At 70.1% G+C, this 25,349-nt stretch carries 25 protein-coding genes and 3 tRNA genes; 18 read left to right on the top strand and 10 right to left on the bottom strand.

Annotation, left to right across the window (positions count from 1 at the left end; all coding sequences use genetic code 11):
- Positions 1–41 precede the first annotated feature (41 nt).
- Complete coding sequence (gene hemG / locus ABT295_RS03145; RefSeq protein WP_352392957.1) at positions 42–1,451, top strand: protoporphyrinogen oxidase; 1,410 nt, start codon at positions 42–44, stop codon at positions 1,449–1,451.
- A 7-nt stretch (positions 1,452–1,458) separates the two neighbouring features.
- Positions 1,459–2,160 (top strand): hydrogen peroxide-dependent heme synthase, encoded by a 702-nt coding sequence (hemQ, locus tag ABT295_RS03140; RefSeq protein WP_352392956.1) that lies wholly within the window; start codon positions 1,459–1,461, stop codon positions 2,158–2,160.
- 6 nt (positions 2,161–2,166) lie between these two features.
- On the opposite strand, the gene ABT295_RS03135 is transcribed toward hemQ, so the two are convergent.
- Complete coding sequence (locus ABT295_RS03135; protein ID WP_352392955.1) at positions 2,167–2,574, bottom strand: DUF1707 SHOCT-like domain-containing protein; 408 nt, start codon at positions 2,572–2,574, stop codon at positions 2,167–2,169.
- Positions 2,575–2,686: 112 nt separating this feature from the next.
- The gene (msrB, locus tag ABT295_RS03130; RefSeq protein ID WP_352392954.1) at positions 2,687–3,142 is read right to left on the bottom strand and encodes a peptide-methionine (R)-S-oxide reductase MsrB; all 456 of its coding nucleotides are present in this window, start codon (positions 3,140–3,142) and stop codon (positions 2,687–2,689) included.
- Between the two features lie 97 nt (positions 3,143–3,239).
- Between msrB and ABT295_RS03125 the strand changes: the two genes are divergently transcribed.
- On the top strand, positions 3,240–4,415 hold the full coding sequence (locus tag ABT295_RS03125) for an alpha/beta hydrolase family protein (RefSeq protein WP_352392953.1): 1,176 nt from the start codon (positions 3,240–3,242) through the stop codon (positions 4,413–4,415).
- A gap of 13 nt (positions 4,416–4,428) precedes the next feature.
- Here the strand turns inward: ABT295_RS03125 and ABT295_RS03120 are convergent, their stop codons facing one another.
- Positions 4,429–5,193, bottom strand: a complete 765-nt coding sequence (locus ABT295_RS03120) for a dihydrofolate reductase family protein (protein ID WP_352392952.1) — start codon at positions 5,191–5,193, stop codon at positions 4,429–4,431.
- Between the two features lie 93 nt (positions 5,194–5,286).
- Here ABT295_RS03120 and ABT295_RS03115 point away from each other — a divergent pair, with 93 nt between their 5' ends.
- Positions 5,287–6,285 carry a polyphosphate kinase 2 family protein gene (locus ABT295_RS03115; protein WP_352392951.1) on the top strand — a complete coding sequence of 333 codons (999 nt, stop codon included), beginning with the start codon at positions 5,287–5,289 and terminating at the stop codon, positions 6,283–6,285.
- Here the strand turns inward: ABT295_RS03115 and ABT295_RS03110 are convergent.
- Positions 6,278–7,918, bottom strand: a complete 1,641-nt coding sequence (locus ABT295_RS03110; protein ID WP_352392950.1) for an acyl-CoA dehydrogenase family protein — start codon at positions 7,916–7,918, stop codon at positions 6,278–6,280. The two genes, ABT295_RS03115 and ABT295_RS03110, sit on opposite strands and share 8 nt — an antisense overlap.
- Positions 7,919–7,964: 46 nt before the next feature.
- On the opposite strand from ABT295_RS03110, the gene ABT295_RS03105 reads away from it, so the two are divergent.
- The 6 genes from ABT295_RS03105 (at position 7,965) to ABT295_RS21160 (ending at position 10,270) form a co-directional block, all read left to right on the top strand.
- Positions 7,965–9,131 (top strand): YihY/virulence factor BrkB family protein, encoded by a 1,167-nt coding sequence (locus ABT295_RS03105; RefSeq protein WP_352392949.1) that lies wholly within the window; start codon positions 7,965–7,967, stop codon positions 9,129–9,131.
- Positions 9,132–9,221: 90 nt separating this feature from the next.
- Positions 9,222–9,294 (top strand) — tRNA-Gly (locus tag ABT295_RS03100).
- 29 nt (positions 9,295–9,323) lie between these two features.
- Positions 9,324–9,394: transfer RNA gene (locus ABT295_RS03095), tRNA-Cys, on the top strand.
- 51 nt (positions 9,395–9,445) lie between these two features.
- Positions 9,446–9,520 (top strand) — tRNA-Val (locus tag ABT295_RS03090).
- Between the two features lie 347 nt (positions 9,521–9,867).
- The gene (locus tag ABT295_RS03085) at positions 9,868–9,993 is read left to right on the top strand and encodes a hypothetical protein (protein ID WP_352392948.1); all 126 of its coding nucleotides are present in this window, start codon (positions 9,868–9,870) and stop codon (positions 9,991–9,993) included.
- A gap of 145 nt (positions 9,994–10,138) precedes the next feature.
- Positions 10,139–10,270 (top strand): helix-turn-helix domain-containing protein, encoded by a 132-nt coding sequence (locus ABT295_RS21160; RefSeq protein WP_502991125.1) that lies wholly within the window; start codon positions 10,139–10,141, stop codon positions 10,268–10,270.
- A gap of 52 nt (positions 10,271–10,322) precedes the next feature.
- On the opposite strand, the gene ABT295_RS03080 is transcribed toward ABT295_RS21160, so the two are convergent.
- From ABT295_RS03080 to ABT295_RS03055, 6 genes are all read right to left on the bottom strand, one after another.
- The gene (locus ABT295_RS03080) at positions 10,323–12,626 is read right to left on the bottom strand and encodes a hypothetical protein (RefSeq protein ID WP_352392947.1); all 2,304 of its coding nucleotides are present in this window, start codon (positions 12,624–12,626) and stop codon (positions 10,323–10,325) included.
- Between the two features lie 77 nt (positions 12,627–12,703).
- Complete coding sequence (locus tag ABT295_RS03075; RefSeq protein WP_352392946.1) at positions 12,704–13,474, bottom strand: ABC transporter ATP-binding protein; 771 nt, start codon at positions 13,472–13,474, stop codon at positions 12,704–12,706.
- Positions 13,475–13,544: 70 nt separating this feature from the next.
- Positions 13,545–13,877, bottom strand: a complete 333-nt coding sequence (locus tag ABT295_RS03070; RefSeq protein ID WP_352392945.1) for a hypothetical protein — start codon at positions 13,875–13,877, stop codon at positions 13,545–13,547.
- Positions 13,878–14,099: 222 nt separating this feature from the next.
- On the bottom strand, positions 14,100–16,466 hold the full coding sequence (locus tag ABT295_RS03065) for a tyrosine-type recombinase/integrase (protein WP_352392944.1): 2,367 nt from the start codon (positions 16,464–16,466) through the stop codon (positions 14,100–14,102).
- Positions 16,463–17,623 (bottom strand): tyrosine-type recombinase/integrase, encoded by a 1,161-nt coding sequence (locus ABT295_RS03060; protein ID WP_352392943.1) that lies wholly within the window; start codon positions 17,621–17,623, stop codon positions 16,463–16,465. The genes ABT295_RS03065 and ABT295_RS03060 overlap by 4 nt, the downstream gene beginning before the upstream one ends.
- Positions 17,624–17,920: 297 nt before the next feature.
- Positions 17,921–18,151 (bottom strand): excisionase family DNA-binding protein, encoded by a 231-nt coding sequence (locus ABT295_RS03055; protein WP_352392942.1) that lies wholly within the window; start codon positions 18,149–18,151, stop codon positions 17,921–17,923.
- Between the two features lie 467 nt (positions 18,152–18,618).
- On the opposite strand from ABT295_RS03055, the gene ABT295_RS03050 reads away from it, so the two are divergent.
- The 8 genes from ABT295_RS03050 to ABT295_RS03015 all read left to right on the top strand — a co-directional run bounded on the left by ABT295_RS03050 (position 18,619) and on the right by ABT295_RS03015 (position 25,333).
- On the top strand, positions 18,619–19,146 hold the full coding sequence (locus tag ABT295_RS03050; RefSeq protein ID WP_352392941.1) for a hypothetical protein: 528 nt from the start codon (positions 18,619–18,621) through the stop codon (positions 19,144–19,146).
- A gap of 440 nt (positions 19,147–19,586) precedes the next feature.
- Positions 19,587–20,036, top strand: coding sequence for a hypothetical protein (locus ABT295_RS03045; protein ID WP_352392940.1), 450 nt, complete (start codon positions 19,587–19,589; stop codon positions 20,034–20,036).
- 21 nt (positions 20,037–20,057) lie between these two features.
- The gene (locus tag ABT295_RS03040) at positions 20,058–20,753 is read left to right on the top strand and encodes an SAF domain-containing protein (RefSeq protein ID WP_352392939.1); all 696 of its coding nucleotides are present in this window, start codon (positions 20,058–20,060) and stop codon (positions 20,751–20,753) included.
- Positions 20,754–20,757: 4 nt separating this feature from the next.
- Complete coding sequence (locus ABT295_RS03035) at positions 20,758–21,561, top strand: hypothetical protein (RefSeq protein WP_352392938.1); 804 nt, start codon at positions 20,758–20,760, stop codon at positions 21,559–21,561.
- Positions 21,558–23,183, top strand: coding sequence for a TadA family conjugal transfer-associated ATPase (locus ABT295_RS03030; RefSeq protein WP_352392937.1), 1,626 nt, complete (start codon positions 21,558–21,560; stop codon positions 23,181–23,183). The genes ABT295_RS03035 and ABT295_RS03030 overlap by 4 nt, the downstream gene beginning before the upstream one ends.
- Complete coding sequence (locus ABT295_RS03025) at positions 23,180–24,064, top strand: type II secretion system F family protein (protein WP_352392936.1); 885 nt, start codon at positions 23,180–23,182, stop codon at positions 24,062–24,064. Before ABT295_RS03030 ends, ABT295_RS03025 begins: the two co-directional genes overlap by 4 nt.
- On the top strand, positions 24,064–24,978 hold the full coding sequence (locus ABT295_RS03020; protein WP_352392935.1) for a type II secretion system F family protein: 915 nt from the start codon (positions 24,064–24,066) through the stop codon (positions 24,976–24,978). Before ABT295_RS03025 ends, ABT295_RS03020 begins: the two co-directional genes overlap by 1 nt.
- 124 nt (positions 24,979–25,102) lie before the next feature.
- Positions 25,103–25,333, top strand: a complete 231-nt coding sequence (locus ABT295_RS03015) for a hypothetical protein (protein ID WP_352392934.1) — start codon at positions 25,103–25,105, stop codon at positions 25,331–25,333.
- Positions 25,334–25,349 lie beyond the last annotated feature (16 nt).

Genomic DNA, 25,349 nt, shown 5'->3' with positions numbered 1-25,349 from the left:
CCGCTGCTCGGGCCGTCGGCGCCGGGTGGGAGAGTGGCGGCATGGGCAGGTCGGTCGCGGTCATCGGTGGGGGCATCAGCGGGCTCGCGGCGGCGTGGGAGCTGAGTCGTGCCGGGGCGGACACCTCGGTGGTGCTCCTCGAGGCCACCGACCGCCTCGGCGGCAAGCTCCGGCTCGAGGACGTCGGCGGCGCGCGCATCGACGTCGGGGCCGAGTCGGTGCTCGCCCGCCGGCCCGAGGCGGTGGGTCTGCTCGACGAGCTCGGTCTCACCGGTGAGGTGACGCACCCCGGCCCGGCCGGGGCCGCCATCGTCTCGCGGGGCGTGCGCTGGCCGATGCCGCGTGGCACGGTCATGGGGGTGCCCTCCGACCCGGAGTCGGTGCGGGGTCTGCTCACCGACGCCGAGGTCGACCGCCTCGCGCACGAGCGGGCGACGGGACCGGTGCCGGGCGACCTGTCCGTGGGGGACCTCGTCGACGCGCGGCTCGGCCCGGCGGTGACCGACCGCCTCGTCGAGCCCCTGCTCGCCGGCGTCTACGCCGGCCACGCGCGCCAGATATCCGTCGACCAGGCCGTGCCGGTGCTGGCCGCCGCGGCCCACGAGGGTCGCCCGCTGCTCGACGTCGCGCGGGCCGCTGCGGCCGCCGCGGCGGACGGTCCACTCGCCGGGACCCCGGTCTTCGCCTCCCTCGTCGGCGGGCTAGGGAGGCTGCCCGAGGTGCTCGGGGCGCGGCTCGCGGAGGCCGGCGTGCGCGTGCGCACCGGCACCGTCGTGCGCGGCCTGCGGCGCGACGGCGCCGGCTGGGTCGTCTCCTCGGGGCCGACGACCCAGGTGCTCGAGGAGCGCTTCGACGCCGTGGTGCTCGCGACGCCGGCGGCGCCGACGGCCCGGTTGCTGCGCGAGGTGGCGCCCGTGGCCGCGGCGGCGCTCGCCGGGGTCGAGTACGCCTCGATGGCGATCGTCACGCTCGCGCTCGACGGGCCTCCGCCCGAGGCGCTCGAGGGCAGCAGCGGCTTCCTCGTGCCGCCCGCCGAGCCCCTGACGATCAAGGCGTCCACCTTCAGCACCGTCAAGTGGCCGTGGCTCGCCCGCGCGCACCCGGGCCGCACCTACCTGCGCGCGTCGGTCGGTCGGCACGGCGAGGAGGCCGCCCTCCAGCGCTCCGACGACGAGCTCGTGGCCGCAGCGCTCACCGACCTGCACACGGTTCTGGGCGGCGACCTGCCCGCGCCGGTCGCGACGCACGTGCAGCGGTGGGGCGGCGGCCTGCCGCAGTATGCCGTGGGGCACCGGTCGCGGCTGGCGCCCACGCGCGACCTGCCGCCGGGGCTGGCCCGGTGCGGGGCGGCCTACGACGGCGTCGGCATCCCGGCCTGCGTCGCGTCGGGCCGGGCGGCCGCCCGCGTCGTGCAGACCCACTGGGACGAGCGCTCCGACGCCTTGGGATGATGGCCCCATGAGCGAGCGCCTGACACCAGCCCGGATGCGGGAGATCAACGACACGATCCGCTACTGCATGTGGTCGGTCTTCAGCGCGGTCACCCCGCTCGGTGACGACCGCGACAAGCACGTCGCCGAGCTCGAGGCCTTCCTCGAGGAGGTGGCGGGCGAGGGTGTGGTCGTGCGCGGCCTCTACGACGTGGCCGGTCTGCGCGGTGACGCCGACTTCATGGTGTGGTGGCACGCCGAGACGATCGAGGCCCTCCAGTCGGCCTACCACCGCCTGCTGCGCACCGAGCTCGGCTCGCACCTCGAGCCGGTGTGGAGCGCAGCAGCGCTGCACCGGCCGGCGGAGTTCAACAAGAGCCACATCCCGGCCTTCATGGCCGACGAGGTGTCGCGCAAGTACGTCTGCGTCTACCCCTTCGTGCGGTCGTACGAGTGGTACCTCCTCGACGACGGCGAGCGGCGCGACCTCCTGCGCGAGCACGGCCAGATGGCGCGCGACTACCCCGACGTGCGGGCCAACACCATCGCCTCGTTCGCCCTCGGCGACTACGAGTGGCTGCTCGCCTTCGAGGCCGACGAGCTGCACCGGATCGTCGACCTCATGCGCGAGCTGCGTGCCTCCCGGGCCCGCATGCACGTGCGGGAGGAGATCCCGTTCTTCACCGGCCCCAAGGTCGAGCCGGCCCAGCTGGTCGCCAACCTGCGCTGAGGCCGCTCACTCCTCGAGGTTGCGCGCGATGACGGCGAGCGCGGGGATGAGCAGGAACCACCACCACCTGCCCGTGGCGATGAAGAGCCCGACGGCGATGAAGGGCGACAGCGCGGTGAGCAGCCGCGCGGCCCGGACCGGGCCGCTCACGGGTCCCCTGGGCCGGGTCTGCGCCGCCGGCGCGCCGGTCGCGGGGTGGGCGACGTCGGTGGGTGGGTCGAGGCGCGGCCGGGGCTCGGGGAGGTCGTCGAAGAGCTCGGCGAGCTCGCGCCGGGTCACGGCGTCGCCGGCCCGGCCGCGCCGGTCCTCGTAGTCGTCGGCGTCGAGCCGGCCGGCGTCGTGGTGCTGCGCGAGGGCGGCGAGCGCCTCCTCGCGCTCGCGCGTGCCGATGCGCAGGTCCCCGTCGTCAGCCATGGGAGAAAACCCTAGGCGATCCGGGTGCGGCCGCCCAGCAGGGGTGTCCCCGCGAGGCGGCCGCACGGTCGCCCGTTCGCCCGGTCGCTCACGACCGAGGCGGGCCCGACGCTCAGGCCGGCGCGCTGCCCGGCTCGGAGGTCTCGTCGGGCTGGAGGCGCAGCGAGATGGAGTTGATGCAGTAGCGCTGGTCGGTCGGGGTGTCGTAGCCCTCGCCCTCGAAGACGTGACCGAGGTGCGAACCACACGTGGCGCACCGCACCTCGACGCGCTTCATCCCGAAGGTGCGGTCCTCGATGTACTGCACCGAGTCACCGGCGAGGGGTGAGTAGAAGGACGGCCACCCGCAGTGCGACTCGAACTTCGTGTCGCTGCGGAAGAGCTCGGCGCCGCACGCGCGGCACGAGTAGACGCCCTGGGTCTTGGTGTCGGTGTACTCCCCGCGGAAGGCCGGCTCGGTGCCGGCCTGGCGCAGCACCTTGTACTCGGCGGGCGAGAGGGCGGCGCGCCACTCGTCCTCGGTGCGCTGGACGGCATACGGCTGCTGGGAGGTGCTCTGGTCGCTCATGTCCTGACCAACGCCACGACGGCGTGGTTTGTGCCCGGCTCCGCGCCGACGGCGGGGCGCGCGGCGCCCGGAGTGCCGTGTTTGCGAGGATGACGACGTGCAGGTGCGTCAGCTCGTCTCGCGCCCGGTGCTCGTCGCTGCTGCGGCCGGCACCGGTTCCGTCGTCGGGGCCGCCGCCGGCTCGGTGGCCGCGGCCGCCTGGTTCGCCCGCCGCGTCGTCACCCCCGACGAGCTGCAGCCCGACGACGTGACGATCCTGCGCCACGACGCCGACACCGTGACCTTCGCGGCCGGGCCCGACCCGCTCGTGCCGGGACGCTACGGCGTGTGGCTCGAGGGTGGAGCCGGTCACGCCCGCGTGGGCGACATCGTCGGGCAGGACGCCACGAGCGTGACGCGGAGGCTGCTGGCCGTCGACCGCGGCACGCTCGCCGACGGCCCGGCGCGCTGGAACCAGTACTACTACTGGGACCGCCCCTCCGTCAGCCTCGGTCTGCCCGACGAGGACGTCGCGATCGACTCCGACGTCGGCCCGTTGCCCGGCTGGGTGGTGCGCCCGGAGCCGGGGCGGGACGGCAGGCCCGGCGACTGGGCCGTGCTCGTGCACGGGCGCGGCGCGCGCAAGGAGGAGACGCTGCGCGCCGTCCCCGTGCTGCGCGCGGCCGGGTGGACGAGCCTCGTCGCCGCCTACCGCAACGACCGTGACTCACCCGGTGGCCCCGACGGGCGCTACAACCTCGGCCTCTCCGAGTGGAGCGACGTCGAGGCGGCGATGGCGTATGCCGTGTCGCAGGGAGCGCGCCGCATCCTCCTGCTCGGCTGGTCGATGGGCGGCGCCATCGTCCTGCAGACCCTCGACCGTTCCCCGCTCTCGGACCTCGTCGTCGGCGTCGTGCTCGACTCCGCCGTGCTCGACTGGGGGGTCGTGCTGCGCCACCACGGCCGCCTCCACCAGGTGCCGGGCCCGCTCGTGCGGATGGCGACCGACCTGATGGGATCGTCACGCAGCCGCCGGCTCGTCGGCGTGCACGAGCCCATCGACGTGGCCCGCACCGACTGGGTCGGGCGGGCCGACGAGCTGCGCCACCCGATGCTCGTCATCCACTCGGACGGCGACGACTTCGTGCCGATCGGTCCCGCCGTGGCGCTGGCCGGGAGACGGCCCGACCTCGTGCGCTTCGACCGGTGGCAGACGGCGCGGCACTGCCGCGAGTGGAACTACGACAGCGAGCGCTGGGAGCGCTCGCTCCGCGAGTTCGTCGAGAGTCGCTGAGCCTGAGGAGATCTCACCCGTCCGACCCCGCCGTGGGACGGCGGACGAACCAGCGGCCCATGAGGGTGCCGTCCTGCTCGACGAGCGTCTCGAGGTCGAGGTCGCTGGGGGTTCCGTCGGCCGAGACGGGCCGTGGGTGCTCGCCGCCGACGACCTGGGGTGCGATGGTGAAGCACAGCTCGTCGACGAGCCCGGCGGCGAGGAACGAGCCGAGCAGACCGGGGCCACCCTCGGTGAGCAGGTGCCGCCAGCCGCGCGCCCCCAGCGCCGTGACGAGCTCCGGGAGATCGACCGTCTCGTCACCGCAGACGAGCACGTGCTCGTCGCCGAGGGCCTGCCGCGCCTCGTCGAGGTGCTCGGCGCCGGCGGGGGCGGCGAGCAGGGCGCGGCCGTCACGGCAGCCGCGGAGCGTCTCGGGCACGATGCCGCGGTTGCTCACGGCGACGAGGGGCAGCGCGTCGGCGAGCCCGTGCTCGCGCCGCAGGGCCCGCAGCGGCTCGGCGACCGACAGCGGCGGGTAGCCCTCGGCGCGGATCGTGCCGGCCCCGACGACGACGGCGTCGCACAGGGCCCGCAGCACCTCGAAGACGGCGTGGTCGGCCTCGTTGTTGATCGAGCCCGAGCGGCCGTCGGCGCCGGTCGCGGCGCCGTCCAGGGAGCTGACCATGTTGCAGCGCAGCCAGGCCCGGGCCGGAGGGGCGTACGCCGCGAAGAGACCGGCGTCGTCGAGGGCGGTGAGGGCGGGCAGACCGCTGGAGCCGGGCAGGAGCAGGCGCATGCGAGCAGTATCGGACAGGCATCGGTCGGGTTGCGCACGGGTCACCCGGTGACAACTCCGGCAGAGCCCGCTCCGGTCGGGCAGGATGGCGCCATGGGCAAGGGAGCCAAGGGCGCGAAGAGCAAGCACGGCAAGGGCAACGAGGGCAACAAGGGCGGCAAGGGCGGGTCGCCCGTCAGTGCGGCCGCCGAGCGGGCGCTGAAGGAGCAGGCCGAGCTCGACGAGGCCGTGGCTGCGCACGAGGCCGAGTCGGTCGAGCAGATCACCGACCTGACCAACGAGCTGCGCGTCGGCAAGGGCTTCGTGCTCGCCGAGGTCGACACCCGGGCCACCCCGGGGTTCACCGGCGACAAGCTCGCCGGGAAGGCGGCGCTCAGGGCGTGCGAGGCGGAGCTCTCCGACCTGCTCGAGCGGCTCTGGGCCGAGTCGCGGAGCGGGTCGACGCGGTCGGTGCTGCTCGTCGTGCAGGGCATGGACACCTCCGGCAAGGGCGGGATCATGCGGCACGTCATCTCGGTCAACCCGGAGGGCGTGCACGCGACGGCGTTCAAGGCGCCCACCGAGGAGGAACGCGCGCACGACTTCCTCTGGCGCATCGAGCGGGCGCTGCCGGAGCCCGGCCAGCTGGGGGCGTTCGACCGGTCGCACTACGAGGACGTCCTCGTCGTGCGCGTGCACGACCTCGTGCCGCGCGAGGTGTGGTCGAAGCGCTACGCGCAGATCAACGCCTTCGAGCGCAAGCTCGCGGCGTCCGGCACGACGGTGATCAAGGTGATGACCCACATCTCCAAGAACGAGCAGAAGGAGCGGCTCGGCGAGCGCCTCGACCGTCCCGACAAGTACTACAAGTACAACCCCGGTGACGTCGACGAGCGGGGTCACTGGGGTGAGTACATGGAGGCCTACCAGGCCGTGCTCGACAAGACGTCCACCGTGGGTGCGCCGTGGCACGTCGTGCCGGCGGACCGCAAGTGGTACGCCCGTCTCGCCGTCCAGCAGCTGCTGCTCGACGCGCTGCGAGGCATGAACCTCCAGTGGCCGCCCGCCGACTTCGACGTCGAGGCCGAGAAGAAGCGGCTCGAGCTCAGCTGACCCGGGCCAGCACGGCGTCGGTCGCCCCGGCGAGGTCGACGTCGAGCGACCCGAAGGTGTGCCCGCGGCGTCCGCCGACCCGGCTCGCGACGAAGGCGTCGGCGACCGGGCCGGGGGAGTGCTGGAGCACGAGCGCGGCCTGGAGCGCGACAGCCAGCCGCTCGACGACCGCGCGGGCGCCGAAGGCTGCCGCAGCCGTGTCGGCGTCGAGCGAGTCCGCTTGCGCGACAGCCGAGTCCACGTATGCGTCGAGCTCGCTGCTCTGGCCGCGCACCGTGTGCAGCTCCTTCGTCAGCGCCTGCAGCGTCGCGGGTTCGCGGGTCAGGGCGCGCACCACGTCGAGGGCGTTGACGTTGCCGGAGCCCTCCCAGATCGAGTTGAGCGGCGCCTCGCGGTAGAGGCGGGCGAGGCCGTTCTCCTCGACGTAGCCGTTGCCGCCGAGGCACTCGAGCGCCTCGGCCACCATCGGTGCGGTGCGCTTGCACACCCAGAACTTGCCGAGCGCCACGCCGAGCCGCGCGAGCTCGGTCTCGCCCGCGTCGACGGCGTGCGCCAGGCGCAGGCCGAGCACCGTGGCCGCCTCGGCCTCGAGCGCGAGGTCGGCCAGCACGTTGCGCATGAGCGGCTGGTCGACGAGCAGCGCCCCGAACGCCCGGCGGTGCCGGGCGTGGTGCACGGCCCGCGACACGGCGTCGCGCATCGTCGAGGTCGACCCGAGCACGCAGTCGAGGCGCGTGGCCGCGACCATGTCGAGGATGGTGCGCACGCCCCGGCCCTCGTCGCCGAGCCGGCTGCCCCACGTGCCGTCGAGCTCGACCTCGCTCGAGGCGTTGGAGTGGTTGCCGAGCTTGTCCTTGAGCCGCTGGAGGGCGAAGGCGTTGCGGGTGCCGTCGGCGAGCACGCGCGGCACGACGAAGCAGGTGAGCCCGCCTGGCGCCTGGGCCAGCACGAGGAAGACGTCGCTCATCGGGGCGGAGCAGAACCACTTGTGACCCGTCAGCCGGTAGGTGTCACCGGGCAGTGGACCACCGGGCGACGGCACGGCGCGGGTGGTGTTGGCGCGCACGTCGGAGCCGCCCTGCTTCTCGGTCATGCCCATGCCCGCGAGGGCATTCGTCTTGGTCGTGACGGGACGGAGCGCGGGGTCGTAGGAGCGGCTGGCCAGGGCGGGGAGCCAGCGGTCGCCCAGGGTCACGTCGTGGCGCAGGGCCGAGCCGGCGGCGTACGTCATCGACACGGGGCAGCCGTGGCCCGCCTCGACACGTGACCACAGCACGAAGCCGGCGGCGCGGCGCACGTGGGCGCCACTGCGGGGCGGGCGGGTCCACGGCTCGGCGGTGAGGCCTGCCCCGGTCGCCTGCGTCAGGAGCCAGTGCCACGAGGGGTGGAACTCCACCTCGTCGACGCGGTTGCCGCGCGCGTCGTGGGTGCGCAGGACCGGGCGGTGGGTGTCGGCGAGCCGGCCGTGCTCCTGCGCCTCCTCGGAGCCCGCGAGACGGGCCAGGGGAGCGAGGTCCTCGACGGCGGCGGGGCCGGCCCAGCGGCGCACGCCCTCGAGGAGCGCAGGGTCGTCCGCGAGGAGGTCGCCGCCGACGAAGGGCGGCACCTGGTTCGTCACGTCGTGGGTGCTCACGGCTCGAGGGTAGGCGGGGGAGCGCGAGCGACTAGCCTCGGGAGCGATGAACGTGCGTGAGCGGGTGCGAGCTGGGCTGGAGCGGGTGCCGTGGGGCGTGCCGCTGGCGCGACTGACGCTGGAGACGATCCGGGTGTGCCTGCGCTACCGGGTGACCGGGCTCGCGGCCGAGGGGGCGTTCTTCATGCTGCTCAGCCTGCCGCCGCTCGTGCTCGGGCTCTTCGGTGGGCTCGGCTTCGTCGGGGGCTGGATCGGTGAGGACACGGTTGCGCGCATCGTCTCGACGATCCAGGTGTACGCCTCGCGCTTCCTCACCGAGTCGAGCATCAACGAGCTGCTGCTGCCGACGATCACGGACGTCCTGCGCGGTGGGCGTGCCGACATCATCTCGGTCGGCTTCCTGCTGTCGCTGTGGTCGGGCTCGCGTGCGCTCAACGTCTTCATCGACACCGTCTCGATCATGTACGGCCAGAAGGATGCCCGCGGCATCGTGCACATGCGGGCCTTCAGCCTGCTGCTCTACACCGTCGGCATCCTGGCGGCCATCGTCGTGCTGCCGCTCATGCTCCTGGGGCCCGGCATCCTGGCCTCGTGGCTGCCCGACGGCGCGGCCACGGTGACCAAGGCCCTCTACTGGCCGACGCTCGTGGTCTTCAGCGTCGTGCTGCTCGCCGCCATGTACCACGTGTCCACGCCGCAGCGCAGCCCGTGGCGGCGCAACATCCCGGGCGCGGTGCTCGCCATGGCGATCTGGGTGGGGGCCTCCTACGTCGTGCGCATCTCGCTCGAGGCGTCGATGGGCGGCTCCTCGATCTACGGGCCGCTCAGCACGCCCATCGTGCTGCTCGTCTGGCTCTACGCCCTGGCGGTCGCCATCCTCATCGGCGCGGGGCTCAACGCGGCCGTCCGCACCCTCTGGCCCGCCCCGCTGCACCCCGGTGCGGACGTGCGCCTCGTCAACTGGGCCATGGAGGGCGCCGGCGGGCTGTTGAGCCGGAACGACCCGTCCCGCGCCGATGCCTCGACCGCGCCGCGGACGGTCGACGACGCGGAGCCGGCGGCGGGAATCGCGGCCCAGGCGCGCGACCAGCAGTACGAGCACGTCGAGCAGGGACCCATCGCCGCGGCCGTCCGGCGCGGGGTCGAGGAGGGCGCGAAGGGGGCTGCGGAGGCCTCCCGGGAGGCCTCGCGAGGGGCCGCCAGGAAGGGCTGAGGAGGCCGCGGGAGCCGGTTTTGTATCTCGTGGATCGATCGGCTAATGTCTACCAAGCACGCAGCGGGGAAGTTACACCGCTGGTGTTCCGCGGACGTAGCTCAGTTGGTAGAGCGCAACCTTGCCAAGGTTGAGGTCGCCGGTTCGAGCCCGGTCGTCCGCTCGGAGGCAAAAGATCCACTTGCCTTCCACGGTGGAGTGGCCGAGAGGCGAGGCAGCGGCCTGCAAAGCCGCGTACACGGGTTCAAATCCCGTCTCCACCTCGGTAGCACCATCAGCACCACGGCATGACCCAGCACGACAGCAGGACCCACGGGCGATTGGCGCAGCGGTAGCGCGCTTCCTTGACACGGAAGAGGTCACTGGTTCAAACCCAGTATCGCCCACCATTGAAAAAGGACCCCTGACCAGCGGAAACGCCGGTCAGGGGTCCTTCAATTTTGTCCGGCGTGGACCACACGTGGACCACGCCGGCGTTGAGGATGTCCGTGGCTTGACGCCGAATGCCCCTCGACGCGACCCGTCGCGGACGTGGACCAACGTTGCTGATCCGGCTCGATGAGCCGGGACTCCCTTCAGGGGAGTTGCCGCGCCATTGGAACTAATGTTCGATACTTAAGCAATGGCAGGCGGATCAGGTCGAGGGCACGCGCACCCGATCCCGCCCGTGCCTCCGAGCCGCCGACACGTCTGGGTCCGCGGTCCCCGCGAAGCTCCCGGGCCGCACCCCGGCATCTTGCTCGCGTGGGATAAGCGCGGCGGCGCCTGGTACGCCCTCGTCAGCTACTACCTCGAGAGCGAGGGCGTGCTGGCGCAGCAGTGGCTCGCGGCCGACCTGCTCACCAAGGTCGGTCCGACGTAAGGCCGCCTCCTACTCATGGGGGCCAGTATCAAGCACCCTGCCTCAAGGCGGCGCGACGCGGGGCGGCACTTCCTAAACTTGCGCCATGCCCTGACCCGGGCGCCCGACCCTCCCAGTTCTCGCGGAGTTCGTCGGCACCGCCACGATCAAGCAGACAGCGCAGCAGCGCGCGCGATTGCTCGCGTTCTGCGCCGAGCAGTATGAGGCGGGACGGTCAATCCATGAACTGGCGGAGCTCACAGGGAGGAGCCAGACGGTTCTCTGCATCTGTCAATAACCGATTGGAGACCTGGTGCGTCGCGGCTGGGTGGGACGCCCGACTGTTCGAGTTACTGGTCTGCGCTACCTGGTCTCCAACGAACGAGAGCCGCCCGCAGTGTGACGGTGCCGATGATGGAGCAGACTGCCGCGATCAGGATCGACGCGATGGAGATGCTGATGGCCAGTGGGAGGCCGAAGGGCTCGGCCATCTTCGCGGCGATAGGCACCTGGACCAGGGCCAGTGACTGAGCAGCCGCGAGAATGCCGCCGACGGCGAGAGGGATGCCGACGACTCCTGTCGTGATCATGATGAGGGTGCGGGTCTGGCGAAGGTAGGCGTTGAGCACTCCGAGACCGCGGGCCTGGCGGGCGAAGTCATTGAGGGCCGTTGCCCCTAGAGCCGCGATGGCGATGAGCATCCCAAGAGCTCCAAGGACTGTGATCCATCGTCCCTGTTCGGCGTTGGCGGCTGCTCCGCCCGTGAAGTTCCAGGCTGGTGATTCCGGCCCGATGTTGGGCCAGCTGGTTGGGATGATCCTGGCCTTCAAAGCCGCTTGGTCCATTGGTTCGTCGGAGTGCACGACCAGCCACTGCGGGACCTGAGTGCCCGCGAGTTGCGGTGCTGGAGTGGTACTCAGGTTGATCATTCCTGGCTCCAGGGGCGCGCTGAGCCCGACGAACGCGAGATCGCCTGTGATGGGTTGCTTGAGCGGGACTGGGTCGGTACCAGCGGGGCATGGCAGAGCGAACGCGGCCAGGTCGCTGCAGCTGCCATTGATCTGGGCGCTACCTCCCTTCGTGTTTCCGGTGATGACGATGTGATGGGCACCCGTGGGTAGGGCGGCAGCGACTTGCTTGAGGCCGGTGATGCCTTCCATGTAGGTGGCGACCAAGGTGCGGTCGCCGACGTGGGCCTGCACCGAGATGGCTTGACGGGTCCGCTCCTGCAGAGCGTTGTTGATGAACTGGGTCTGAGACAGGAGTCCGGCACCAACCACGATGGCGGCAACTGTTACGACGAGGGACCGGGGATGGGCAAGGATCAGGCGAGACACCAGCAGGCCGGAGGGAGATCCGCGCCGGACGGATGCCGTGGCGATGCTGGAGCCAAACATGCGCATCAGGATGTAGATGGTCAGTGGCAGGGTCACGATTGCGCCCGCCGCACAGGCGACGTAGGTCAGCACCCAGGGGGCTTGGCGTCCTGGATCGATGACGTTGGGCAGCTGCGCGGCGGCGATCCCGAACAGGGGGCTGAGTACGGCGAGCCAGATCGGGAGGGTGAGACGTTTGGCACGGGGGCTGGCGGAGTCCGGTGCGGAACGGGTGTTACCTCCGAGGAGGAGCCCGATGGCGAGGGCCATCAGCAGCAGGGTGAAGCCCATCAATGAGGGCAGCGCGGACCGGATCCATGCGGTAGGGAGCAGGTAGGTGGTGACTGGGATTCGTATCTGCACAAATGCCAGGACAAGTGCGAGGAGGACCCCTGTTGCTGCGGCGGCGGTCGCCGGGGCAGCGATCTCTCCTAGTCGCACAGCTCTCATGTGCCAGTCGCTGGCCCCGAGGGCGCGCAGAACCATGCGTCGCCGCTGGCGTGGTTCTTGGTCGACGCGACGAGCCACGAGGAGCAGGATCAGGGCGGGGATCCCGATCAGCAGGAGGATGGCGGCAAGCATGAACGGCGCGGCGAAGATGACCCCGGTTTCCCCGGTCGGTGCGTGTAGGTCCAAGGACCACCATGGCTGCGCGCGGGGCACCCCGAGTGACTCGACGGGGTAGAGGTCTGAGGTCGGAAAGGTGCCCGGGATTGGGTTGACGACGGCGTAGCGTTCGTCGACTGCCGAGAGGCCTTCCGGACCGATGGTTCCGGCAAACCTTCCGTAGCGCGCGGAAATGTTCTCGTTCGCGCCGTCCGCGAGCAGCTGAGGGGAAAGGAAGGCCTCGCCCGGTTGTGGCCAGCGGGGTAGTCCGGGTGGCGGCGGCAGCGTGGGCTCTTGCCCGACCAGGATGTCGACGCTGTATTCAGGGCCGTTGTTGATGGTGTCATACCGGTTAGACCACAGGATTGGGGCGTTCTTGAGCTGCGCAGTCCACCGGTCGCGCGCGTCGGCGTCGGCTGTGGTGAAGTCGGGAGGCACGAACTTGCTGTCGAACGTTTCGCTCGTCTTGATCCAGCGCGCCGCGTCGTGCTCTGCCCGGCCGGAGTAGGCGATGGCGGTCACGCTCAGTGCGATCGCGAACACGGCGGTGGCGACGAGTCCTGCGTACACCGCTGCGGCGTGGAGGAGTCGGGTGTCGGAGGCGCGACGCATCCGGTGGCCCATGCGGAAGAGCGCACGCCACGGGCTGCCTGAAACGATGGTTGATGGCACGGTTTCGGCGGAGGTACCCGGTGGCGCCTCACCTGCGGGTTCTCTCGTGGCCGAGGCTACTTGTGCCTGACCGGAGTTCATGAGGCGGCGACCAGTGTGCCGGCCCCGATACGGACTGTGATGTCCGCGCGGGCAGCGATGTCTGGGTCGTGGGTTACAACGAGGAGTCCACAGCCCTGCTCGCGCGGAATGGCGAAGAGATGGTCAGCCACCCGGTCGCGGGTGTCCCCATCGAGGGAGCCAGTGGGCTCGTCGGCGAGCACGAGGTCCGGTTCGTTGATCAGGGCGCGAGCCACCGCGACGCGTTGGCGTTCACCACCGGAGAGGCGGTCGGTGGGAGTGTCCCCAAGGTGGAGATCCATCGCGGCAAGGAGTTCTTTGGCCCGGCGGGCGGCGTCACCTCGTGTCGGTCGATTCGGGGCTGCTGCCGAAAGTTGGCCGCTTGGCCCGCTTTGGTGGCCGTCAGCCCTTCTCGTCGGGCGGAATGAGGTCGGTGACACTGGGTTCAGGAGCGCCGGCAGGAGGACGTTTTCCGCAGGCGTCAATTCGTTGATGAGCTCGCCGGCTTGGAACACGACGCCGAGGTGGCGGCCGCGCAACGCGGCGAGCTGGGCCTGGGATAGGCCAGCGAGTGGGTGCCCAGCCAGTGCAACGGTTCCGCTGGTGGGCGCGATCAGGCCCATGCACAAAGCGAGCAACGTGCTCTTGCCCGCTCCGCTTTGACCCATCACCGCGATGGATTGACCAGCGTGCAAGCTCAATGTGATGCCGCTGAGGATCGGCTTGCTTTGCTTGCGCCCGGTCTTAACCTGGTAGCTGACGTTCGAGAGCTGCAGGACCTCGGTCATATTCTTGCCTTTCGTGGGACTGGCGGCCCGTGTTCCGTACGGGCCGCCAGCCTCGCGTGACGAAGGTGGGTCAGCCGAGGCGACCAGAGCAGTCGTCGTTGATGGAGTAGTCGTTGCAGAGGATGGCCCAGTTGATCCGGTAGGAGCCGACAGCCCCAGTGGAGCTGGTCTTGCATCCGTTGCCGTTGGCGATGGCTCCTTCGGACCCGTCCGAGCGGCCGTACACGGCGCGGACCGGGACTCCGTCACAGGCGATGTCGTAGATCCAAGCCTGCTTGTCGCCGGTACCGATGGCGTCGAACTGGACGAGGTTCTTCCAGCTCGCCGGGAAGGCCTGTGCCGGGGCCGCTGCACCGAGGGTGGCGAAGAGGACCGTGGCGAGGACCAGCAGTTTCTTCTTCATCTAAGCTCCCTTGCTTGTCGATGTGAGTGCTTCCTGTCGTGGCCAAGACAAGCGGAACCTATTGCGTGGCGGGAGCGGCCGTGCCCAAACGATCGACCTGACTTGTATGGAGTCCGTCAAGATTCACTAAATGTTTGGGCAAGGACGGGTCGCTCATGTGGCGAATAACCCGCGGCACAGCCTCGGTTGCGAACTCCGTGAGAGAGCCGCCCTGGTCGCATGTCAATGATTGCGATTCCGGGGAGGCACTTCCCAGGTGGGGTGGGCAGCCAAATCCAGGGCTTGGTCGGTCGTAACGTGTGGTTGCAGGGTTGAGCGCTTGTGCTCGAGCTGTCGCAGGGTGATTCGGAGCTGTTCGACGTCGGCGAGCCACGTGTGCTCCTGAGCGGTCTTGATGCGTTGGTGCAGGTCCTGTTCGATGACCTGCAGCCGCGGGCCACTGGCTGGGTCGAGGGTGAGGAAGTGGCAGCGGATGCAGGCGTGCTCGTGGGTGCAGCCGGAGCCGTAGGGCCGGACGCAGTCGCCCAGCTCGACCCGGCGGCGTCCGAAGTGGTCGGCGAAGACCTGCAGCTCCTCGACGGTGGGTTGCCGGTACTCCTCGCTGGGGCGGGTGGCGCGACGTCGGTCGAGGAACTGGTCGTAGTGGTCGAACACGTCCTGGGGGTAGATGGCGACGTAGCCCTGGGTGGTGTTGAGGCTGCGGTGTCCGGCGAGCTGGGCGGCGATGTGCACGGGCAGTTTGTTCGCGACCAGCTCGGTCAGGTAGAGCCGGCGGAAGTCGTGCGGCGTGGGGCGCGGCAGGGCGCCGTCCGCGTCCCGCAGACCCGCTTTCGAGGCTGCTTGAGCGAGGTACTTGCGGATCGTGCTGTCGCTGAAGACGTAGCCGGCGCCGGAGCGGAAGTGGTGCTGGAACAGGAACGGCAGCGGCGCGCTGAACTCTCGTTCGGCCCGGTCCAGGCGGCGCAGCAGCGGGATGGTGCCGTGGCAGCCCTGGTGTCGGGTGATGATGTCGCTGATGACTTTCGTCAGGGCCGGGCTCATCGGCAGGATGCGTTCCTCGTCGGTCTTGGACGGGGCGACCTGCAGCAGTGGCACGAGCTCGCCGTTCTGCTTGCGCAGCGGGCGCAGGGACAGGTGGGTCAGCTCGAGCATCTCCTCGATCCGCAGCCCGGTGTGGCGCAGCACCTCCAGGTCGGCCCACGTCCAGTAGGCCTTGTGCTCGAGGTGGGTCAGGTCCAGCACGCCGCCGGCGGGGTCGACGACGAGGGTGGTCATCAGCGCGTACCTCTTGTCACCGTGCTCGTTGCGTTGGTGGTCGCGCCGGTGCCAGGGCTGTCCCTGGAAGGTGAAGTCGCTGCCTGGAGCGACCGACGAGGCAGCAGCCAGCAGCTGACCGAGATGCTCCTTGTCGGCGGTGACGGAGGCGACCATCTGCGGCACCCACGGCGCCAGGGTGCGGGTGCGTCGTTTGAAGTCGCTCTGCTGGCGGCGGGTGTTCTTCATCCGCGCGCCCTTCATCAGCGAGCGGGGGATCGGGTTCGGGGCGACCCAAGGCGCCCAGGTTCCCGGGTCGTCCAGCGCCCAGGCGGCGATGTCGTTGTAGAAGGTGCGCACCCGGTCCATCACCTGGGCCCAGTCCTTGCGGGGCTGCCCGGTGGGCAGCGTCTTGATCCGGGCCCGCCACGCGGCGGCCTGCTCCGGGGTGAGCTGCAGCGTGGCGTGGCCGGGATAGTGGGCTTGGATGTCGCCCCAGAAGTTCTTCACGAGCAGCTGTTCGAGCTGGTAGAGCGTCTTGTAGTCGCAGGAGACCGACACCTCGGTCAGGTACGCGATGAACACCTCGCGGATCGCGGGGTCGTCCACCCCGTGCCGGTCCACGAGCTGCTCGGGAGTCATCTTCTGGACGTGGACGAGCTCGGCGTAGCTCGACGGCTCGTCGCTGAGCAGGCCAGCCTGCTTGCAGGCAGTCCACGCGCCGGGCAGGCCGTGGTGCTTCACACCCCGTGCGTGGTGGACGGCCCGCAGGTCCCGGAAGTCCTGCGCTGCCAGTGCCGCCACCGGCTTGCGCAGCCTGATCGACATCATCGCCAGCAGGGTGATGACCCGGGTGGTGTCGCGGTAGCCCCCGCGGGCATCGACGGCCTCGGCGACCCGCTGGAACACCTCCACGTCGTGATAGGCGGCCCAGTCCTTCCAGAGCCGGACCCGGCGCTGGGACAGCATCCAGTCGTAGGAGGGGCTGACCGCGCCGACGATGATCAAGGCGTTGATGCCGTACGCGGTTTCCCACTTGACGCCCTGCCCGGATGATCCGGGGTGGGGCCGCCAGTCCTGCTCGCCCTGGCCGATCCAGCTGTCCCAGCGGTCCTGCCAGGTGGCGCCCGGCTGCCCTTCGAGCCAGTCCAGCAGCCGCCCGACCACGCGCCGTGCGCGGACGTCGGGATTGAGCTTGGCTGTCACCGGCAGCATGGCCCGGGTGAGCGCTTCGAGGACCGGTGCGAGCTCGGTCCGGGCCGCGGTCGGCAGCCGCCCGGTGGCGATTGCCTTCGCGACCTCTGGAAGCGGTCGTGCCCGGCTGGCCGGGGTCACGAGCCCAACCCGGGAAACAGCACCGCCAGGTCGCCCGCGTCGTAGCGGATGCTCGAGGACGGCGGGTAGGGCGCTGGAGTCGCGAGGTGCCGGTGCAGCGCGGCCACCAGCTCGTCGAGCCGAGCAGCGGCGTATGCGTTCAACGTGTCGAGGTTGCGGTGGCGCATGAGCGCCTGAGCGTCGGTCAACGTCATCCGATCATCGGCCAGGATGCGATGCGAGAACGTGTGCCGGAAGTCGTGCCAGGTGTAGTTCGTGCCCAACCGCCCGTTGACCCGCTCGAGGACCTGCCGCAACGCGAAGTAGTCCATCGGCCGGTGCGGTGGACGCAGGGTCAGCCACAACGGACCCTCGACGTCGACGCTGGGCCCCTCGGCCAGGTACCGGGCGATCCACACGAACGACTCCGGCGCTGCCGGCACCCAGATGCGGGACCCCAGGCCGCCCTTCGGCTCGATCGCCACCACTCCCTGCCCGGCATCGATCCCCTTCGCCGTCATTGACAGCAGCTCGCCGGCGCGGACTCCCGAGGACAACGTGACCGCCACCAGCGCCCGGTCGCGGTCGTTGCGCAGCCCAGCGAACAGATCCAGCAGGCCCTCCTCGGACACGGCCCTGGGCTGGAATGCCGGCACCTTCTGCCGATATCGGGCCCGGCGAGCAGGAACCCGATCCCGCTGCGGGCGAGCGGCCGGGACCGGGCTCCACGGGCCCCGACCGGACTCATACATGAAGGCGTAGAAGGCCGAGAGAACCGACAGTGCATGGTTGATCGTCCGCGGCGCGTACCCCGCGCGCAGGTACGACTTGCCCGTGACCGCGTTGACGCTCCCCGCAGGAGGACGCGAACCGGACCCCGCACGGGCCCGCTGCGGATTCGGCGCCGCCCGCAACCACCGGACGAAGTCGCGCACATCCTCAGTGCCCGCCTGGTCCCACGTCGTGCCGATGGCCGCGCAGAACCGCAGCCATCGCAGCAGATCGTGACAGTACGAGCGCCTGGTGGCCGGAGACGTGCCACTGGCCGTCAACTCCGCCATGAACTCCCGAACCGGCTCGCATACCCGGCCACCGTCGTCACGGATGACCCAGCAGAGCGTCGGCTCCGGCACGACCCGCATCATCGGAGGGACGACCAGACCGGCGATGTCACGCACCAGAGTCACCACCGCACCATCCCACTCCCAGAGGCCAAAACGTCCTGAACCACACGCGCCGCCGAGTGCAGTCAACAGGTGCCGTCCGTCGTGCCCTCACCTCCGCGGGCGTGCCGCGCCGAGGTCGAGGCGCACCGCAGATTCGCTCGTGACCATGAAGACAGTCCATACTGCGCCGAAACAGCCGGACTAGCAGAGACGCCTTGGGCTGGATCAGCTCCGGGACTCGAGGCCCGCACTGGACGGGTCAGCCCAATGGTTGTCCGGCTCTGAAGGATGGCGGCGGGCGCTGCCGCTTCAGCGGGAAGAGTGAGTCGCGCGCAGGGTGTCGGTGCCTAGCGACACGGTTGGTAGACGGACCATCATCCGGTCAACGTCGTCTGGATCGACGCGGAGCACGCGAGGACCACTGCGGTACGCGGCGAGCATGCCGCTGGCGATGCGCCGTCGGAGCGTCTTGGTGCTCAAGCCCGTTCTCTCAGCAGCTTCGGCCAGGGACTCGAACTCGCGCCGGTGTTTCTGGTTCATGGTGACCTCCCAACCTCGAAAGCCTGGGCCGGTCGTTCGGGCGATCAGACAGACTCTGACGCCAGAGAGGATGCAACGCGCGCCCCATCGGTCACCTAGGCTCTGGCGCAGTCACTCGCTGTTGCCGGGCACGCTGGCGTGCGCAATCCTCGGAAACTCATCCTCGGATGAGGGCAGGTGTGGTGCCATGGATGAGCAGGCAGCGCAACCCGGGCGAATCCACAGGCATGTGACGACGGGGCGGTTATCCACAGCCCGCCAATGAGCCTTCGAGCGGATGGCGTCCCGCCATAACGTGAAACCACTGACTTCGCCGTGGCTGATCGCTGGGGGCCAGGTGCAGTGGCTTTATCTCTCAGGACCGGGGAGAAGGCATGACTCGAGTACGCATGGGATCCGCGACAGTCGCCGCGGCCGCCATCTGCGTGGCGACGCTCGCAGCGTGCACGAGTGCGCCCAGTCCGACGGTGCCTTCACCGTCCTCGACGTCGAGCGTCTCGGTTTCAACCTCGGGTTCACCGACCTCGACGACGACGACGAGTCCCGAACTGCTCGCGCAAGAGGAGGCCCGGGGGATGGTGGCGAGGTATTACAGGGACGCCGCACGCGGTCTTTACGAGCCGACCAAGACCAGCCCCTCGTTCTTCGAGGGCTCCTCGAGCGGAACAGCCCTGGTCGACAACGTCAATGCTCTGAACGCGGCCAAGGCACAGAAGATCCGTGTCACGGGGGAGACCAAACTCGAGTCGGTGCAGCACGTGAAGACAGATCTCACGATGGACCTCAAGTCGACGCCTCCGACCGTCCCGATCGTGACGTTCTTGGTCTGCTACGACGTCACGGGCGTCGACGTCGTAGACAACAGGGGCAAGTCAATCGTGCCAGCCAGTCGGAAGCCGACAGGTCTGCGCTTGGTCGGTGTGGTTAACCGTGACTATCCGAGCCCGGATGGGTGGCGAGTGGAGTATGTCCAGCCCAAGGCTGACTCGTGCTAGGCCGCCGCGCCGCGATCTTCGTAGCGACTCTCCTCACCGGAGCGCTCGGCGCAACAGCGACCGCCAGAGCGGACAGTCCAACGTGCGAGAAGTACGGCGACATGGGCAACTGCATCATCTGGGCCGGCAGAGGAGAGAACCCCGGCGGCACATCCCTTGGGGGCTCAGGCGCTGGCGGAGCAGCTGCAGGCGGAGCAAGCGCTGGGTCGGGGGGCGACGCGTCCAACATCCTGAACGTTAACGGGGTCACGTGTCTCTTCATGGGGCCGCTCTCCCCGCCCCCTGCGAAGACGACCCCGATCTGGGGTGGACACGCCGATGGCGCGATCTACCAATGCCTGGTTCCCGGCAGTGATGTCAACGGTGACAGGGTGCTGCTCTTCTGGGCTGCCGGACCGCCGCCAGCCGCACCCCCACCACCCGACCCGCGGGTCCTGGCCGTGCAGGCCATGAACGCCATGCAACTCAAGGCAGTGACCATCGGGATCGTCCCGGAGCCGCGGCCTGGAAGCGTCGGGATCATCGGGCTGCCGACGTGGATGTGGGTTGAGGGCGCCGCGGACGACACATGGGGTCCGATCACCCGCACCGCGTCCGCGGGAGGCTTTGCGGTCCGTGCGACCGCCAGGGTCAAGAGGGTCGTGTGGGACATGGGCGACGGAACCCAGGTCGTGTGCTTCACCAAGGGCACCCCGTACGCGGACTCCTATGGGAGGCAGTCCAGCCCGGACTGCGGGCACACCTACACCCGCCAAGGCTCGTACACCGTCACGGCGACGAGCTACTGGAGCGTGACGTGGGCCGGGGTCGGGGAGAGCGGCGTCATTCCGCTGGACCTGTCCCGGACGACGAGCATCACCATGGGCGAGAGCCAAGTCATCAACCGGTAACAGGTCGGTAGGGGAACGCGGATGAGCGTGACGACAGGGCACACGGATAGCGCCGACACCGGCCGGCAGAACGGCCGCGCCAGACCCGCGCCGCCCGGCCCCAGCCAGGTGACACAGGCCCCGAAGCTGCGGCGTCGCCCCATCTTGGTGGTCGCCTCGGTGGCCGCCGTGTGCCTCGGTGCGCTGCTCGGGGTGTGGGCGTGGACCTCGACGAGTAACACCCACCAGGTCGTTGCTGTCCGCGCGACCATTGCCCGCGGCGAGACGATCGACCAGGCCGACCTGATGACCGTCCAGGTCGGTGTCGACCCGGGCCTGCGGACCGTCGCTGGGGAAGCCTTGCCCGATCTGGTGGGTCAACGCGCCGCGATGGACATGGCCGCTGGGAGCCTCGTGACGTCAGAATCGGTAACGAGCTCGGTTATCCCGCCGGCAGGCCGGTCTGTCGTTGGTGTCGCGTTGCCGCCCTCGCTCATGCCTGGCGAGTCGCTGCAGCCCGGCGACAACGTGCGCATCGTGTCCACCCCGGGAGCGCAGGGCGAGGTCACCGACGGCCCGCCGGTCGAGGTCACCGCGACCGTGGTGGGCCTGCACCCGGGCGCCGAGCAGGACAAGACGGTCGTGTCCGTCCTCGTCCCGAAGGACGAGGCCGGCGAGCTCGCCGCGCGCGCCGCGACGGGCCGGGTCGTGCTCGTGCTGGACAGCCGGGAGCGGTGACCTGATGGCCCTGATCGTGCTCACCTCAGCCTCCGGGTCACCTGGAGTGACCGCCTCGGCGGTGGGCCTCGCGCTGACGTGGCCGAGGCCGTCGCTGCTCGTCGAAGCCGACCCGACGGGCGGGTCCTCGATCCTCGCTGGCTACCTGCGCGGCCAGACCGCCCCGGCAGCGTCACTGATCGACCTCGCGCTGGCACATCGGCACGGCCAGCTGGAACAGGCCATCCCCGAGGCGACGGTGCGGATCGAGGGAACCTCAGCCGCGCTCCTGCCGGGCACCCGCTCACACACTCAAGCGCCCAGCCTGGTGCCGCTGTGGGAGCCTCTCGCGACCGCCCTCAAGTCGTTGGAGCGGACGGGCCAGGACGTCATCGTGGACGCCGGCCGGCTCGGTCTTACTGGGTTCCCGGAGCCGCTGCTGTACGCCGCCGACCTGTGCCTGCTGACGATGCGCTCGGACCTGGTGTCCCTGTCCGGGGCCCGCTCCTGGGCGCAGACCCTGCGGTCAGGGTTCGAGCGCGTCGGTGGCTGCGCGTCGTTCGGTCTGCTGATGGTCGGCGAGGGCCGGCCCTATAGCGCCCGCGAGGTCCGCAAGGTACTGCAGACTCCCCTGATCGCCTCTCTCGCATGGGATCCGACCGTTGCGCAGGTGTTCAGCAGGGGCGCCAACGCGCCGCGGAAGTTTAATACGTCACCGCTCGTGCGCAGCCTGTCCGCGACGCGGGACGCGATCGACTCAACAATCGCCACCAACCGGGCCGAGATCGCGGGCCAGCCGGCCCGTAGCCCGATCGGGGCCCGAGCATGAACGAGCACGTCGGCTTCACGAGCCCAGCATCGCGGGCGGACCACCGCGACTCGATGGACCCGACCGACCCGACATCGCTGCCGCTGTTCGCGACGCCGTCGGCAACGCAGACGCTCACGCCACCAGCGGCATCGACCACACCGCCGCCACGACCGGGCCGGGTGCGGGGCACCTTCTCGATGCGGCCGACGAGCGAGCGAGGCTCCTCACCGGACCGGCAAGGGCGGGCGCCGGGAGACCGGCCTCGGGTCAGCGCGGCCCACGGCAGCGGACTGGACTGGGAGCTGGTCGCAGCGCTACGGCAGCAGGCCTCGGACCGGCTCAGCGCCGCGTTGGGGGACGAGCGAGCACACCTGGCGGCGGCGGTTCAGCGGGAGCGAGGTCGCGCGATCATCCTGGACCTGCTCAATGACGAGTCGGTGGCCCGCGTCGAAGCGGGCCAGTCTCAGTGGAGCCCGGCCGAGCAGGACGAGATGGCTCAGGCCCTCGACGACGCGCTGTTCGGGCTCGGCAGGCTGCAGCCGTTAGTGGACGACGATCGGGTCGAGAACATCATCGTCAACGGATGCGACCGGGTGACTCTCGAGCTCACGGACGGGCGCATGGTGCCCGGTCCAGCCGTCGCGAACAGCGACCAAGAGCTCATCGACTTCCTCGTGTTCCTGGCGAGCAGGTCGGAGGCCAACGCGCGGCCGTTCTCCGAGGCGCAGCCAAAGCTGCACCTACGCCTCGACGGTGGGGCACGGCTGGCCGCGGTCGCCTGGGTGATGCCGCGACCGTCGATGGTGATCCGCCGGCACCGGCTGCGACAGGTGACGCTGGCCGATCTCGTGCAGCGGGGCAACCTGTCCGAGACAGCCGCCTCATTCCTGCGGGCGGCGGTCCGGGCCCGCAAGTCCATCGTCGTGTCAGGGGCCCAGGGCGCCGGCAAGACGACATTGGTGCGCGCGTTGTGCGCCGAGATCCCGAGGCACGAGATCATCGGCACCTTCGAGACCGAGTACGAACTGCATCTGCACGAGCTGACCGAGACCCACCCCATCGTCTTCGCCTGGGAGGCCCGGCCCGGGTCAGGGGAGCGGGGCGTGGACGGGCGGCAGGCGGGCGAGTTCACTCTCAGTGAGGCGTTGTTCGACTCGTTCCGGTTCAACCTCTCCCGGCAGATCGTCGGTGAGGTCCGCGGCCACGAGATCCTCGCGATGCTCAAGGCCATGGAGTCCGGCGCGGGCTCCATCAGCACCACGCACGCCGTCAACGCCGAGGGCGCCATCAGCAAGCTTGTCACCTGCGCAATGGAAGCCGGGCCGCACGTGACGCACGACTACGCGGTGCGGGCGATCACGGCGAGCATCAACCTCGTCGTGCACGTCCATCTGGAGACCAGCCCGCTGGCCGACGGCACCGCTCAACGCGCCCGCTGGGTCTCCGAGGTCATCACCGTCGCCCCGGGCGAGCGGGAGAAGGGGTATGCCGTGCAGAAGGTCTTCACGACCGCGCCCGGCGCGCGGGTGGCAACCCCGAACGTGCTTCCCGACGACTACCGGGAGCTGCAGCAGTGGGGCTTCGACCTCCCCAGCTTCTACGGGCACCACGACGAGCCCCGGGACGAGGCCGCGTCATGACCCCGCTGATCCCCGCCGTTGCCGGTGCCCTGGTCGTCGCGGGCCTGCTCGGGCTCGTCTTGGGCCTGCGCCGCCGGCCGGTGGGGTCGGCCGCGCCACGGCGGCGGGGTCTACCCGATTCACGCGGGCCACGTTGGCTGCCCATGGCCCGGGTCAGCAGGCGCAGCCAGCGGCTGATCCTGGCCGGCCTCGCGACCGGTGTCCTGGCGGCGGCGTTGACCGGGTGGGTCGTCGAGATCCTCATCGTGCCGGCCACACTCGCCGGGCTGCCCTACCTGCTATCCACCCCGGAGTCGGCGAGCAAGATCGAGCGTCTTGAAGCGATGGAGGAGTGGACCCGGTCCCTGTCCGGGATTCTCACCGCCGGTGTCGGGCTCGAGCAGGCCCTGATCTCCACTCTGCGCTCGACACCGGAGGAGATCCGGCCCGAGGTCACTCGGCTGGCGTCCCGGCTGCGGGCCCGGTGGAGCACCGAACGAGCGTTGCGGGCCTTCGCCGACGAGCTCGACGACGCGACCGGCGACCTCGTCGCCGCCAACCTCATCCTCGGCGCCCGCCGCCGCGGCGCCGGCGTCGCCAGCGTCCTGGAAGCCCTCGCCGAGTCCGTCGCCGCTGATGTCCGGGCTCGACGTGAGATCGAGGCCGACCGCGCCAAGCCCCGCTCAACGGCCCGCTGGGTCACCATCATCACGATAGGTGTCCTCGGCGTGCTCGCCCTGACTGGCGACTACATCGCCCCGTACGCGACCCCGTTCGGTCAGGTCATCCTCGTCGCGCTGCTGAGCCTCTACGTGGCAACCCTGATCTGGATGAAGCGGATGGCGATCGGGGAGAGCCTCCCTCGGTTCATCGGCGCAGCAGCAAGGGAGGTGGCTCGCTGATGCCGACCGGGCTGCAGCTGGCGATCTTGGCAGGTGGTCTCGTCGGCCTCGGTGTCGCCCTGATCGTGTGGCGCCTGACCCCGGCAGACCCGGACCTGGGCGACGCTTTGAAGCGGCTCTCGCCCAACCGGACCCGGTCGCAGGGAGACCTCGACCGGGCCGGCGCGGGCGCAGGCGACACACGGGAACGGCTCGGGGTGTGGGCGATGAAGACGCTCCCCGCCGGGGCGTGGGGAAGCGTCCCCGTCAAGGAGCTGGCGATCCTGCGGATCCCGGTGAGCCGCTTCTACGGCGAGAAGCTCATGTTCGCCGGGCTGGGGCTGCTGGCTCCGCCCCTGCTGGCGACCTTCTTCACCCTGATGCGCCTGCCCGTGCCGGTCGTCATCCCGGTCATCGGCTCGCTCGGCGCGGCGGGGGTCTGCTTCTTCCTGCCCGACTACAACACCCGCGACGACGCGAAGAAGGCCCGGGCGGAGTTCGCCCGCGCCCTCGGCGCCTACATCGACCTCGTCGCCCTCGAACGCAACAGCGGAGCCGGTCCCCGGCAGGCGATGGAGGCCGCCGCCGACGTCGGCGACTCCTGGGTCTTTCGACGCCTCGGCGAGGAGCTCGCCCGCACCCGCTGGTCCGGCCTCACCCCGTGGGACGCGCTGCGCAACCTCGCCGACGAGCTCGGACTACCCGAGCTACAGGACCTGGCCGACATCATGCGCCTGTCCGGGGAGGAAGGCGCACAGATCTACTCCAACCTGCGAGCCAGGTCAGCTGGGATGCGCGCCGCGATGCTGGGCGCCGAGAAGGCCAAGGCCAACGAGGTCGGGGAACGCATGTCCATCCCGATGAGCCTGCTCGGCGTCATCTTCCTCGCCATCCTCGTCGCGCCCGCGCTACTTCGGGTTATCGGCGACACCTGACCCCGACGAACTGGAAGCGCACTGCAGCGCAATCGAACTCCATCGCCCGCAGCACCAAAAGAACATAAACAGCCGGGGAGAACTCGGCACCACCCGGCAGCAAACACGACGACAGGAGAGACTCATGCACTACCTCGCAGCGACCCTGCACATCCTCGGCGCCACTTTCACGGACAAGGCCGAGATGGCGATCAGGCCCAGACATGACCTGAATCCCGGCGATGACCATGTCCCTGACATTGGTGCCGTCACCATGGAGATGGTGATCTGGGCCGTCGCGATCATCGGCATCGTCGGGATTGTCGTCGCCGCCATCACCAACTACGTCACCTCCAAGGCCGGCAGCATCAGATAGCCGCCGCCGGATCCAC

This window comes from Terrabacter sp. NPDC000476 (assembly GCF_040300125.1).
Lineage (GTDB): Bacteria > Actinomycetota > Actinomycetes > Actinomycetales > Dermatophilaceae > Terrabacter.
This window is presented reverse-complemented; position numbering and strand designations above follow the sequence as displayed.

Bases quoted from the DNA above. Each gene is read 5' to 3' on its own strand.
- ABT295_RS03070 (WP_352392945.1), bottom strand. From the start codon at position 13,877: ATGAAGAAGAAACTGCTGGTCCTCGCCACGGTCCTCTTCGCCACCCTC.
- ABT295_RS03115 (WP_352392951.1), top strand. From the start codon at position 5,287: ATGGGCAAGGGAGCCAAGGGCGCGAAGAGCAAGCACGGCAAGGGCAAC.
- ABT295_RS03135 (WP_352392955.1), bottom strand. From the start codon at position 2,574: ATGGCTGACGACGGGGACCTGCGCATCGGCACGCGCGAGCGCGAGGAG.
- msrB (WP_352392954.1), bottom strand. From the start codon at position 3,142: ATGAGCGACCAGAGCACCTCCCAGCAGCCGTATGCCGTCCAGCGCACC.
- ABT295_RS03020 (WP_352392935.1), top strand. From the start codon at position 24,064: ATGCCGACCGGGCTGCAGCTGGCGATCTTGGCAGGTGGTCTCGTCGGC.
- ABT295_RS03040 (WP_352392939.1), top strand. From the start codon at position 20,058: ATGAGCGTGACGACAGGGCACACGGATAGCGCCGACACCGGCCGGCAG.
- ABT295_RS03015 (WP_352392934.1), top strand. From the start codon at position 25,103: ATGCACTACCTCGCAGCGACCCTGCACATCCTCGGCGCCACTTTCACG.
- ABT295_RS03035 (WP_352392938.1), top strand. From the start codon at position 20,758: ATGGCCCTGATCGTGCTCACCTCAGCCTCCGGGTCACCTGGAGTGACC.
- ABT295_RS03030 (WP_352392937.1), top strand. From the start codon at position 21,558: ATGAACGAGCACGTCGGCTTCACGAGCCCAGCATCGCGGGCGGACCAC.
- ABT295_RS03025 (WP_352392936.1), top strand. From the start codon at position 23,180: ATGACCCCGCTGATCCCCGCCGTTGCCGGTGCCCTGGTCGTCGCGGGC.
- ABT295_RS03075 (WP_352392946.1), bottom strand. From the start codon at position 13,474: ATGACCGAGGTCCTGCAGCTCTCGAACGTCAGCTACCAGGTTAAGACC.
- hemQ (WP_352392956.1), top strand. From the start codon at position 1,459: ATGAGCGAGCGCCTGACACCAGCCCGGATGCGGGAGATCAACGACACG.
- hemG (WP_352392957.1), top strand. From the start codon at position 42: ATGGGCAGGTCGGTCGCGGTCATCGGTGGGGGCATCAGCGGGCTCGCG.
- ABT295_RS03120 (WP_352392952.1), bottom strand. From the start codon at position 5,193: ATGCGCCTGCTCCTGCCCGGCTCCAGCGGTCTGCCCGCCCTCACCGCC.
- ABT295_RS03105 (WP_352392949.1), top strand. From the start codon at position 7,965: ATGAACGTGCGTGAGCGGGTGCGAGCTGGGCTGGAGCGGGTGCCGTGG.
- ABT295_RS03055 (WP_352392942.1), bottom strand. From the start codon at position 18,151: ATGAACCAGAAACACCGGCGCGAGTTCGAGTCCCTGGCCGAAGCTGCT.